Source organism: Micrococcus sp. KRD128, from assembly GCF_017168395.1.
Taxonomy (GTDB): Bacteria; Actinomycetota; Actinomycetes; order Actinomycetales; family Micrococcaceae; genus Micrococcus; species Micrococcus luteus.
Genome location: NZ_JABFAX010000015.1, coordinates 78,129 through 90,393, shown reverse-complemented (window position 1 = coordinate 90,393; position 12,265 = coordinate 78,129). Strand labels below are relative to the sequence as shown.

At 73.7% G+C, this 12,265-nt stretch carries 9 protein-coding genes; all 9 read right to left on the bottom strand.

The window, feature by feature from the left end:
• Positions 1-4: 4 nt before the first annotated feature.
• The 9 genes from miaA to J1M44_RS06580 all read right to left on the bottom strand — a co-directional run bounded on the left by miaA (position 5) and on the right by J1M44_RS06580 (position 12,233).
• Positions 5-943 (bottom strand): tRNA (adenosine(37)-N6)-dimethylallyltransferase MiaA, encoded by a 939-nt coding sequence (miaA, locus tag J1M44_RS06620; protein ID WP_206480778.1) that lies wholly within the window; start codon positions 941-943, stop codon positions 5-7.
• A complete protein-coding gene (miaB, locus tag J1M44_RS06615; protein ID WP_206480777.1) occupies positions 943-2,490 on the bottom strand; it encodes a tRNA (N6-isopentenyl adenosine(37)-C2)-methylthiotransferase MiaB in 1,548 nt (515 codons plus the stop codon). The genes miaA and miaB overlap by 1 nt, the downstream gene beginning before the upstream one ends.
• A 39-nt stretch (positions 2,491-2,529) precedes the next feature.
• Positions 2,530-3,546, bottom strand: coding sequence for a regulatory protein RecX (locus J1M44_RS06610; protein ID WP_206480776.1), 1,017 nt, complete (start codon positions 3,544-3,546; stop codon positions 2,530-2,532).
• Entirely contained in the window at positions 3,543-4,607 is a 1,065-nt protein-coding gene (gene recA, locus J1M44_RS06605) for a recombinase RecA (protein ID WP_206480775.1), read from the bottom strand. The genes J1M44_RS06610 and recA overlap by 4 nt, the downstream gene beginning before the upstream one ends.
• A gap of 256 nt (positions 4,608-4,863) precedes the next feature.
• Positions 4,864-6,978, bottom strand: a complete 2,115-nt coding sequence (locus J1M44_RS11870) for a DUF6270 domain-containing protein (protein ID WP_206480774.1) — start codon at positions 6,976-6,978, stop codon at positions 4,864-4,866.
• The gene (locus tag J1M44_RS06595) at positions 6,975-10,301 is read right to left on the bottom strand and encodes a glycosyltransferase family protein (RefSeq protein ID WP_206480773.1); all 3,327 of its coding nucleotides are present in this window, start codon (positions 10,299-10,301) and stop codon (positions 6,975-6,977) included. Before J1M44_RS06595 ends, J1M44_RS11870 begins: the two co-directional genes overlap by 4 nt.
• Complete coding sequence (locus J1M44_RS06590) at positions 10,298-11,398, bottom strand: hypothetical protein (protein WP_206480772.1); 1,101 nt, start codon at positions 11,396-11,398, stop codon at positions 10,298-10,300. The genes J1M44_RS06595 and J1M44_RS06590 overlap by 4 nt, the downstream gene beginning before the upstream one ends.
• Before the next feature lie 122 nt (positions 11,399-11,520).
• Positions 11,521-11,739 carry a DUF3046 domain-containing protein gene (locus J1M44_RS06585; protein WP_002856506.1) on the bottom strand — a complete coding sequence of 73 codons (219 nt, stop codon included), beginning with the start codon at positions 11,737-11,739 and terminating at the stop codon, positions 11,521-11,523.
• A 92-nt stretch (positions 11,740-11,831) separates the two neighbouring features.
• Complete coding sequence (locus J1M44_RS06580) at positions 11,832-12,233, bottom strand: helix-turn-helix domain-containing protein (RefSeq protein WP_036334756.1); 402 nt, start codon at positions 12,231-12,233, stop codon at positions 11,832-11,834.
• Positions 12,234-12,265: the final 32 nt, after the last annotated feature.

Genomic DNA, 12,265 nt, shown 5'->3' with positions numbered 1-12,265 from the left:
CAGTCTAGGCGGCGCCCCCGGCGACGACGGCGAGCGCCTCCGCCACGACGTCCTCGCCCTGCGCGTCGAGCCAGACGACGCGCGGGTCGGCCCGGAACCAGGTCTCCTGGCGTCGGGCGAAGCGTCGCGTGGCCACGACGGTCTGCTCGGCCGCCTCCGCCTCGGTGAGCTCGCCGTCGAGGACGGCGAGCATCTGGGCGTAGCCGATCGCGCGGGACGCGGTCGGCCCCTGCCGCAGCCCGTCCGGCCCGGGGACGTCGAGGCGGCGGACCTCGTCCAGCAGGCCCTCGGCCAGCATGCGCTCCACCCGGGCCGCGATCCGCCGGTGCAGCTCGGCCCGGTCCAGGCGCAGGCCGAGCTGCACCACGGGGGCGACCTCCGGGGCGTACGTGCGCTCCGGCATGAACGCGGAGAACGGGCGGCCCGTCAGCCGGCACACCTCCAGCGCGCGCACGATGCGGCGGGCGTCCTGCAGCCGCTCCGCCGAGACCGGGTCCAGGGCGGCCAGCTCGGCCCTCAGCCCGGCCAGGCCCACCCGCTGCGCGCGCGCCTCCAGCTCGGCCCGCAGCGCCGGGTCCGTGGGCGGGAACTCGAGCACGTCCAGCGCCGCCCGCACGTACAGCCCGGAGCCGCCCACGAGGATCGGGGTCCGGCCCCGCGCGCGGATCTGGTCGAACAGGTCGCGGGCCGCGGACTGGAAGGCCGCCACCGAGGCCTCCTGGCCGACGTCGAGCACGTCCAGCAGATGGTGCGGGACGCCCTCGCGTTCCGCCTGGGTGACCTTCGCCGTGCCCACGTCCATCCCCCGGTAGAACTGCAGGGCGTCCCCGTTGACCACCTCGCCGTCCAGCGCGTGCGCCAGGGCGACGGCGAGGGCGGACTTGCCCGTCGCCGTCGCCCCGACCACGGCGACGACGGGCGGGCGGGCCGCGGCGGCGGACATCAGGACCGCGGGCGCAGGGTCGGCATGCCGAGGCTCGTGGCCCCGGAGCCACCCGCCATGCCGGGGGCGGGCGCGCCGCACGACTCGGCCTGGGCACGGTCCCACGCGTCACCGGCGCGGGAGCGGCGCAGGACGTAGTCCTGTGCGGTCGGGTCGGCGACGGCGAAGAAGGGGTGGGCCTCGGTGACCGTCACGGTGACGAAGTCGCCGGGGCGGGGGGTCTCGGCGCCGGCGGGCACGGAGAAGTGCACGAGCCGGTTGTCGGGTGCGCGCCCGGACAGGCGGCCGCGCTCCGCGGCCTTGGAGCCGGAGTCGGCGGTGACGAGCAGCTCCTGGCGGGTGCCGACGAGCGTGGCCATCTCCTCGGCCGAGATCCGGTCCTGCAGGGCCACGAGCCGCTCGAAGCGCTCCTGGACGACGGCCTTGGGCACCTGGTGGTCCATCTCCCCGGCCGGGGTCCCCGGGCGGATGGAGTACTGGAAGGTGAACGCGGAGGAGAAGCGGGAGGCCTCGACCACGCGCATCGTCTCGGCGAAGTCCTCCTCGGTCTCCCCGGGGAAGCCGACGATGATGTCCGTGGTGATGGCGGCGTGCGGGATGCGCTCGCGCACCTTCTCCAGGATCCGCAGGAACTTCGCGGACCGGTAGGAGCGACGCATGTCCTTGAGCACCTTGTCCGAGCCCGACTGCAGGGGCATGTGCAGCTGCGGCATGACGTTGGGGGTCTCGGCCATCGCGTCGATGACGTCGTCCGTGAACGCGGCCGGGTGGGGGCTGGTGAAGCGGACGCGTTCGAGGCCCTCGATCTCCCCGCACGCGCGCAGCAGCTTGGCGAACGCGCCGCGGTCGCCGAACTCGACGCCGTAGGTGTTCACGTTCTGGCCCAGCAGCGTGACCTCGACGGCGCCGGCGTCGACGAGCGCCTGCACCTCGGCGAGGATCTCCCCGGGGCGGCGGTCCTTCTCCTTGCCGCGCAGCGACGGGACGATGCAGAACGTGCACGTGTTGTTGCAGCCCACGGAGATGGACACCCAGCCGGAGTGGGTGGAGTCCCGCTTGGTGGGCAGGGTGGAGGGGAACACCTCGAGCGCCTCGAGGATCTCGATCTCGGCCTCGGCGTTGTGGCGGGAGCGCTCCAGCAGCACGGGCAGGGAGCCGATGTTGTGGGTGCCGAAGACGACGTCCACCCACGGGGCCCTGCGCTGGATGGCGGCCTGGTCCTTCTGGGCGAGGCACCCGCCGACGGCGATCTGCATGCCCGGGTGCGCGTCCTTCACCGCGCGCAGGTTGCCGAGGTTGCCGTACAGGCGGTTGTCCGCGTTCTCGCGGACCGCGCACGTGTTGAAGACCACGAGGTCGGCCTGGGCGTCCTCGGCGGCCGGGGCGTAGCCGGTGGACTCGAGCAGGCCGGAGATGCGCTCGGAGTCGTGCACGTTCATCTGGCAGCCGAAGGTGCGGACCTCATAGGTCAGACCCTCGTGCGGGCGCGCTGTGGCCCCGTCCTGCGCGAGCGGGGTGGTGCGGGGGGTGGGGTCCGTCAGAGTCACCGCACCATTCTAGGAACTCCGGGCGCGGCCCGGGGCCGCTCACTCCTCGTGCTCGGCGAGGACCTCCTTCACGACGGCGAACGCGAGGCCGCCGCCGTAGCCCTTGCGTCCCAGCATGCCGACGAGGCGGCGGGTCACCTTGTCCCGCTCGGCCCGGGCCTCCGGCGAGGCACCGCCGGGGACGGTGCGGCCCCGCAGCCGTCGGCGCACGAGGTCCAGGGCGGCGGTCCGTTCGTCCTCGCCGTCGATGGCCTCGAGCGCCTCGGCGGCGATCTCCCGGTCCACGCCCTTCTGCTGGAGCTCGTGCCCGATGGCGCGGCGCGCCAGGCCCTTGCTTTGGTGACGGCTGCGGACCCAGACCTCGGCGAAGGCGGCGTCGTCCACGAGCCGCACCTCCTCGAAGCGGTCGAGGACGCGCTCGATCAGCTCGGGCTCGGCCTGGCGCTCGGCGAGCTTGCGTTCGAGCTGGCCGCGGGAGCGGGGGCCCAGGGCGAGCTGGCGCAGGACGACCTCGCGTGCGGCCTCCTCGCGCTCACGCGGTGCGGTGGGCAGGGGCGCCGGGCCGGGGCGACGTCGGGGGCGATCGGCCTCGACGGCGGGGCGGGGATCCACGGCCGGGCGACCCTCGTCGCGAGGACGGCCACGCCGCGGGGGCGTGGTGGACCGCTGTCGGCCCCGGCGCTCGGTGTCCGCCCGGGTGTCCTGGCGCTCGGACCAGGGCAGCGATCGGGGCCCGGCGCCGGGCGCGGGGCTGGGCAGGTCGCTCGCGCGGGTCAGCAGGGCCCCGAGATCCGGTGCCGCGCCGGGGGCGTGGTCCGGGACGTCCCCTGCGGGGGCTCCGGCGTCGTGCGCGGGCACGGCGTCCTGCTCGGCGTCCGTGGCGTCCGCGTCGGACGACGTCGGCTCCGGTGCGCCGGCCAGGTCGAGCCACATCCGGCCCACGTCCGAGTCCCGGGCGTCGTCGAACGCGGACGCACCGGAGGCGGAGCCGCTCCGGCCGGTCGTCTCCGACCGGTGGGCGGCCCCGCCTCCGACGCTCCTGCGCGATCGGGTCATCCGACCGCAGTGTCCCCCGGAACCGCGGTCAGGGCCGGGGCCTCGTCATCCTCGGCCTCCGGGGCCACGCCGATGCCGAGCTTCGTGAGGATGCGCTGCTCGATCTCGTTGGCAAGGTCCGGGTTGTCCCGGAGGAACCGACGGGCGTTCTCCTTGCCCTGCCCGAGCTGGTCCCCGTCATAGGTGAACCACGCGCCGGACTTCTTGACGATGCCCTCCTCGACACCCATGTCGATCAGGCCACCCTCGCGGGAGATGCCGACCCCGTAGAGGATGTCGAACTCGGCCTGCTTGAAGGGCGGGGCCATCTTGTTCTTGACGATCTTCACGCGGGTGCGGTTGCCGACGGGGTTGCCGGCCTCCTTGAGGGTCTCGATGCGGCGGACGTCGATGCGCACGGACGCATAGAACTTGAGCGCCTTGCCGCCCGTGGTGGTCTCCGGGGAGCCGAAGAACACGCCGATCTTCTCGCGCAGCTGGTTGATGAAGATGGCCGTGGTCTTGGTCTGGTGGAGGCGGCCGGTCACCTTGCGCAGCGCCTGGGACATGAGGCGGGCCTGCAGGCCGACGTGGGAGTCGCCCATCTCGCCCTCGATCTCGGCGCGCGGGGTCAACGCGGCCACGGAGTCGATGACGACGATGTCCAGGGTGCCCGAGGAGACGAGCATGTCCATGATCTCCAGGGCCTGCTCGCCCGTGTCCGGCTGGCTGACCAGCAGGGCGTCCGTATCCACCCCGAGCTTGCGGGCGTAGACCGGGTCCAGGGCGTGCTCCGCGTCGATGAAGGCCGCGATGCCGCCGTTGCGCTGCGCGTTGGCCACCGCGTGCAGGGCCAGGGTGGTCTTGCCCGAGGACTCCGGGCCGTAGATCTCCACCACGCGGCCGCGCGGCAGGCCGCCGATGCCCAGTGCCACGTCCATGGCCACCGAGCCCGTGGGGATGACCTCGACGGGTGCCTGGGTCTGGTCTCCCAGCCGCATGACGGAACCCTTGCCGAACTGCTTGTCGATCTGGGCGAGAGCGGCCTCGAGGGCCTTCTCGCGATCCGTCACCTTGCTCATCCTTCACCCCTAGCTCTGGTGGTGCTGCCGCGGACGCTGGAGCGTCCGCGTCGGTCATGTCCGTGAATCTACGGGGGGCGGCGGACACGATAAGCGTGGCCCGCCCCGCCTGTGCACGAGATCACCCCGTCGCACTGCTGTGCAGGACTCTACCGCATTCTTCGAACACGTGTTCGAAGACCGGCGTGGGCCCCAGACGGTCCCGGGGCCGCAGACCGTGCCGCGGCCGGACCGCCGGCACCCGGACGCGCCGGCGTCACTGCCGGGCGCGACGGGGCCGGGCGGAGCCGCCCATACCGCCGGACGGCACCGGGTCCCCCCGACCGTCGACGTGGATCTCGTGGACCCGCCGACCGCGCGCGTCGAACGCCTCCAGCCGCCAGTGCTCCCCCTCGTCCAGCCGGGGCAGCACCACGGGCGGACCGATGTGCTCCACCTGGTCCACGACGTCCTCGCCGAGCATCCGGGACAGGGTGCAGGCGTGCCCGTCGTCGGCCTCTCCCGGGAAGGCGGCCCAGTCCACCCGTGAGAGCCCGCCGGGCTCGGCGGTGACCAGGACGTCCGGCCCGTCCGAGTCGTCGCCCCGTTCATGCGCCAGCAGCGCGTCGATGTCCGTCGCCACGGTCGAGGCCGAGTGGCCCCGACGCATCGCGTCCACGGCCCGCGCCGTCACGTGGGCGGGCAGCGCGGCGTGCCCGGCCCCCCAAGTGGCGATCCGCACCTGGTGCTCGGCGTCCGTGGCGAACCGGCGAGGGCCGCCCGTCATGCCCGGGGTACGGTGGACGAGGGGCAGCAGGTGCCCCTCCACGTGGTGATCGCCCGCGTTCTGGAACACCACCACGCGACGGCCCGCGTCGAGCGTGCCCACCCGGTGCCCGATCCCCTCCTCGGCCAGCCGCGCCTCCACGGCCTCGCGCTCCGAGCCGGGGTCGAGGTCCTCGCCCGGGAAGAGGGTCCGCAGGTAGTCCCGCACCGTGGGCGGATGGTAATCGAGGAGATCCGTCTGGGGGTTCCAGGCGAAGACGCTGCTGCGCCCCTCGAGCTCCTCGTTCAGCCGCAGCGCCGCGAAGCCGCCCCCGGACCCGCCCACCAGGAGCAGGTCACGGTCCAGCCCGTCCGCCAGCGCCCGCAGAGCGGCGAGCAGCGTGGCGTGGGCCTGAGAGCCGGGCGAGCCCGTGTACCACCCGAGGAGGAGGTCGTCGGCGAGCTGCATCGAGGGGTCGCTGACGGCGACCCACGGGATCCCCAGCTCGTAGGTGAGCCGACGCCCGGCGAAGAACGGCGGGGCCACGCTGTTCCGCTGACTCATCGCACCCGTGAGGAAGACGACGACGGACTCGCGCTCGCCCACACCCCCGAGGTCACCGCGGATGATGAGGTCCAGGTGGTTGCCGTCCGGCAGCGGCAGGATGTGCAGTCCCGGGCCGAAGCCGGAGGCCGCGAACTCCTCGGCCGACTCCCAGCGGACCGGGTCGACCCCGTAGTTCGCATAGTCGCTCTCCACGACGTCCCGGTGCGGTGCGGACGGCTCGGGCGCAGCGGACTCGGCGGGGGCCTGTGGCGCGGCGGGCTCTGCGTGGGCCTGCGGCGCGGCGCACTCGGCGGGCTCCGCGTCCGGGCTGACGTCGACGAGCCCGTCGACCTCCCATGGATCGCGCCCGTCCAGCACGGCGACCACCCCGGCGGCCAGCGCGGCGGCGGCCGCCGGGGCGAGGGCCAGCGGGTCGGCGGTGCCGTCGTCGGCCGGCGCGGCGTGCCTGATCGCGTCGTCCACGCGCACCACCCGGGCCGGGTCGAGGTCCTGGGCCGCCCGGTCGGCGAGCCGGTCCGCGTAGCGCGCGGCGGCGAGGATCGCGGCTTCGTGCCGGGCGGGGGTCCCGTCCGCGGTGCGGACCGCCATCCCGCCGTGATGCAGGATCAGCCGCTCTCTCAGACCCACGGCGTCCAGGGTGGAGAGGAAGGTCCGCCACCCGGCCACCCACAGCGCGAGGTGCTCCTCGTCGCCGCTGGGCACCCGGCGCCGGCCGTCCTGCGGCGGCGCCGACTCGAGGTACTCCGGCGAGACGGTCACGACGGCCCCGGACGGGAGCACGTCCAGGGCGAATCGCTCGTCGGCGACGTCGACGACGATCGCGTCGGGATCGAGCCGGACCAGGTCCGCCACGAGCATGCGGTCGACGTCGCGACGGACCAGCTCGCGCCGGAAGTCCGAGGCGACCCCGGTCAGGTCGGCGTCCTCGACGGGCGGGGTGCCCAGCCCAGCCATGGAGACCCGGGCGAGGAAGTGCCCGGCGGGCACGGAGAGCCGGGGGTCCGCGACCAGGGCGGAGTGGGTGAGGGCGCTCCCGACGACGGCGATGCGTGCGGTCATGGCCTGTGGGCCTCTCTCTCGGGATGGGGACGGACCGACGGAGCGGAGTGGTCCCCGTCGGTGCGGAACGCCAGGCGGAGTTCGGCGTCCAGCACGTGGTCCGCGCCGGACTGTCTGCGGACCCGGCGTGCCGCGGCCGCGGACATCCGCAGATACCGCGCGGGCTCTGCGCGCAGCGTCCGGACGGCGTCCGCGAGCGCGCGGTGGTCTTCGGGCGGCGCCAGGAAGGCGACCTCCTCGTCGACGAATTCGGGGATCGCGGCCACCGCCGACGTGATGGGCACCAGACCCGAGGACATCGCCTCGTCGCGGCTGACGCCCTGGGTGTCGCTGCGGCTCGGGACCAGCAGGACCCCGTGGCGCGCGTGCTCGGCCGCGATCTGCGCGTGGGTCAGGAAGCCGCGGCGCACCGTGACGTTGGGCAGATCGCGCAGCGGTGCGATCGTCTCCTCGAAGAGCGGCCCGTCCCCGAGGAAGGTGAACTCGAGCTCGTCGAACCACGGCTCGGCCGCGAGGTCGAGGACGGCCGCCACGGCCAGGTCGTTCGCGTACACCCGGGAATGGTACGGCCGGATCGAGAGGATGCGCAGACGGTCCTCGGCCGTCTTCTCCCGGTAGCGGAAGACGGTGCCGTCGACCGGGTTGTGGATGACGGAGTACCGGTGTTCGGGCAGGCGGACGCCGACGTCGTCGAAGACGGTCTCCGCGAACCAGCGGGAGACGAAGACGAAGTGGACGTCGTCGCCGGTCGTCTGGAACACCTCCCGCCACATCGCCAAGCGCGCCTCGGAGGCCGCCTGGGCCGCCTCCAGCTCCGCCGCCGTCGTGTAGTTGAAGCGCCGGCGCCACCAGGGCTGGATCTCGAACCCGTGCGTCCACACCGTGGTGGGCGGCAGCGCGGGGGCGGTCTTGAGCACCTCCCACGTCTCGGGCAGGAGGCAGTGCACCATCAGCGTGCGCACCTCCCCCGAGGCCAGCGTCGCCGCCAGGTCGGCGGGGCGGAGCATCGCCACGTCCACGTCCTCGAACTCCCGGAACCGTGGCTGGTCCCCGGCCCCGAGCACGACGACCTCGATCCGGTGGCCCCGCTGGAGGTAGCTGCGGCGCCGAGCGTGCACGAAGCCGTTGCGGTACAGGTTCCCGTACGACGGGTAGATGTTCGTGACCAGCAGGTCCGGGCTGCCGGTCAGCATGGGCACGGGCGGGGCGACGTACGGACCCCGCACGACCCGGTGGATCACGGCGCTGCCGGTCCCGCTGACGCGCAGCCCCCACCGTAGGCCCGTGGCCTCGGCCGGGACGCGCACCCGGGTGTACTGGCGCGCCGGGATCATCGCATGGCCGATGCGCTCCCCTGCGTCGTTCAGCCAGAACGCCACGAGCATCACGTCGAGCCCCACCCCGACGTCGAGGTGGAGCTGCTCCTCGGTTCCGCGCACCGCCTCGGCCACGGGTCGAATCAGGGGGTTGATCCAGTACTGGTGCCGGCCCGTCTCCATGGTCGAGCTCACCCGTGCGCCGCCCTCCTCCCAGAGGACGCTCAGCTGGTCGAACGTCGCCATGCCCTCGAGGATGCGGCCGAGGTCCAGCACGTCCGGCTCCTCGTCCGGCTCGTCGATCTCGAGGGCGTCCGCATGGGCGCGGATCGCCGCGAGCGACAGCCCCGGGTCGAGCTCGAGCGTCGCCGCCTGCTCCCGCAACAGCGTCGGTGCGTCGGCCCCGCCTGCCACGTACTCGACGGGCCCGACGGCCAGGCCCGGCACGACGTCCTGGGCCAGCAGACGGGTGACATCGCCGGGGGCCGCCGTGACGTCGCCGCTGAGCCGCACCAGCGAACGCGCGGGCCGGAGATCCTCGCTCAGGGTCCAGGCAGTGCCGGCCCGTCGGCGCTGCACGACGCCGTCGACGACGGCGATGTGCTCGTCGTGCCCGGCCGCCTCGACATCGGCCCACCGGAGGGCGAGGACCAGGTCCTCCAGGTAGTGCGGTCCGTACCAGTCGCCTGGGTCGAGCGTGCCCACGCTGGTGCAGCCCCTCGCCCGCGCGAGGGCGTCGAGGGCGTCCGGGCCGTCCACCGTCACGACGCGCGGGTCGGCGACGGACTCCCCCAGGTCGGCCTCGTCCGCGGCCACCACGGCCAGGACCCAGTCCGTCCACGACTGCGCCCGCCAGTCCGTCACGAGCGCGCGGACCGCGGACGGGTCGTGTCCGGCCGACGCGGGCAGGACCAGCAGGGGGCGCTCGACCGCCGCAGCCGGCATCGCGACCCCGGACCGGGAGGCCACGAACTCGAGCCGCTCGGCGTAGGTGTGCTCGCGCAGGACCTTGCGCAGGGCCATGGCACGCAGCCGCTCGACGCCGTTCGGCTCGGCCTCCAGGGCCTCGACACGGCGGCGCAGCTCCGGACCGGAGTCCGTGGAGATCACGAGGTCCCCGAACATCAGTCGGAGTCCGCGCGAGAAGTTGCTGACGACCAGCGTGTTCGACGCCAGCAGCTCGAACACCCGCCGAGCGAACATCGACTGGGACTGCTTCACCGAGTTGAGGTTGAGGTTGACGGTGTAGCCCTTGTAGGGCACGTCCAACAGGTCCGGGGTGAGCGCGCCGCCCACGATGAACCGGTCGTACTCCTCGGGGAACGTGTAGCCCGACGGGGGACGGCCGAGGTTGCGGTCGTAGACGTCGAACCGGCGACCCTCGGACGACAGCTCCGCGGAGAGCTCCCGCAGGTCGGCCAGCCGCTCCGGATAGCGCGCATAGTAGGCCCCGGCGAAGGCACAGCCGTCGACCCGATCGAAGACCTCGGCCGGATTCGACTCGGCGGGCTGCGCCGCGAAGGGCAGGAAGTGGACGTTGTAGTGGCCCAGTTCCCGCTTGTAGCGGGGCACACAGTCCAGGTCCGTCGTGAACACCGCGTCGAACTGGCCCGCCGTCGTCAGGAACGTGTTGAAGTGGACCGGGTCCTCCTTGTTCCAGAAGGCCGTGGGCACGCCGCGATCGCGGCACCATTCCAGGATCCCGCGCAGCTCCGGTCCGAGTCGGTGCACGGTGTTCCACCAGGCCTGCCGGTGACCCCGCCACGCGGACTCCACGAACAGCAGGTCCGGGCGGGCCGCGGTGAGCTCCGCACGCCAGAACTCCATGGACAGTGGGACGAGGTCGGCCTCGCTCTCGAAGGCGGTGTGCGAGAACTCGTCCAGGATGCACGCGACCACCAGACGGCCCGCGCGCCCGGCTCGACGCCGGACCGGCACGGAGGGGCCGGGGCGACGGCGCGCCGTCATCTCCTCGGGCACGACGGGCTCGGGGGCGGAGCGGCTCATGCGTCGTCCTTCCGGTTCTCACGGATGATCGAGACCAGACGCGGAAGGGCGCGCCGAGCCCCCTGCAGGGTTCGGGCCTCGCCGAGGACGCGGCCGACGCGGTAGGTGCGGGAGGAGCGCACCCGGCGCAGCGCCGACCGGGCCTCCCGGGCCGTGGCGGCCACCCGTTCCTTCTCCTCGGCCACGCGGCCGAGCGCCTCTTCCACCTCGCGCAGCCGCTCACCGGCGGCCTCGCGTGCGGCCCTGGCCTGCCTCTCCTCCCAGAGCCGCTGCTGGACGTCTTCGACGAAGCCGCGCAGCACCCGGAAGTCCTCCCGGTCCCGCCGGGCCCGCGCTTCGAGTTCCTCGACGCGACGCCGGGCGGCGGCCAGCTCGGCGCGCATCACCACGACGTCATCCCGTGCCCCGGCTTCGATCTCCGAGATCCCGGTGCCGTGGAGCCCGACGACGCCGGCGGTGTCGGCGCCCTCGCCCTCGCACCGGAGCCGCCCACGCAGGGCCTCGACGGTCCGGCGCTCGGCATACAGCCGCCGCAATGCCGCGTCGACGCCCGGATCGTCGACCGGGCCGACGCCCGGGGCGGCCGGGGCGAACAGCAGCGTCGGGGAGCAGTCCTGCATGTCCTGCACCCGATAGCCGAGCGGCCAGAGCACGGCGGCGACGGCCCGGTACGCCCGCTCGTCGGGGCAGTCGATCCACACGAGCGGCCTGCCGCGGCGCAGCGTGTCCCTCGCGCCCTCGAGCACTTCGGGCCCGAGCCCGTCGACGTCGATCGCGAGCATGCGCACCACACGTCGGCCGACGAGACAGTCCACGGTACGCCCCGGCACGTCGCGCGCCGACTGATCCGGGAGCGCGCCGAGCGCGCAGGTGTGCACCTCGACCCGGTCGTGGAGGTCGCGTCGGCGCGCGGACTGCTCGACGTCGGCGGCCCGTCGCGGATCCGGCGTCACGGCCAGGACGTGCGCCCCGGCGGCGCAGGCCAGATGGAGTGCATGGTCGCTCAGGTCGGCGCCCACCGCCACGACGAGGTCCCCAGGGGCGAGGGCCGCGGCCATCCGTGCCGTACGCTCCGGGGGGTCCTGCGCTGACGTCACCACGGCTCCTGTCTGCTGCCTCGGGGTACGGGGGAACGGACCGGAATGGGGCGGGGGCACCCGTCACGACCGCTCGACCACCCTAACCGAGGGAGGTCTCGGGCGCCGGGGACGTCGCGGCGTCAGCGTTTCGGCGGCACGTCCCGACCGAGACGCCGCTCCTGCGGGATCTCATGCAGGTCGCAGACCGCCAGCCACACCCGCCGCGGGTCCACACCGGCGGCGAGCGCCGCCGTCGCGGTGGTGTCCAGGCCGGGCAGGTGCAGGGAGTCGGCCACGAGGCCGGCCCGGGCGGGGCCGAACTCCTCGTCCATCAGCCGGCGGAACTCGCTCTCGCGCACGGACGGTCCTCTCTGTGGTCGGTCGCGGGGTCAGGGACGCAGACGGCGCGGGCGCCCCGAGACGGGGCGCCCGCGCCGTGGGAGTGGCGGAGTCAGCGGCCGGCCAGCGAGCCCAGGCTCGGGTCCGTCAGGTCGTCCGGCAGGGTGTCCGGGACGACCATGCCCTCCTGCTCCACGAGCCGGTCCGAAACCTCCCGCAGCAGGTAGGACAGCGGGATGTCCAGCGCCTGGCAGATCGAGGCCAGCAGTTCGGAGGAGGCCTCCTTCTGCCCCCGCTCCACCTCCGACAGGTAGCCGAGCGAGACACGGGCATCGTGCGAGACCTCGCGCAGGGTGCGGCCCTGGAGCTGCCGGACGTCGCGCAGGACGTCGCCGATCTCGTGGCGGAGGAGGGGCATGCTGCGCTCCTTGATGTCGGGGGTGGCCGCGCGGGGACGGGGCTGGTCATCGACCCAGCGCGTGATTCCGTGGGAATGGACGGGATGTCGCATCATGTCTATCGCCTACTCCTGGACTTTTCCTGAAG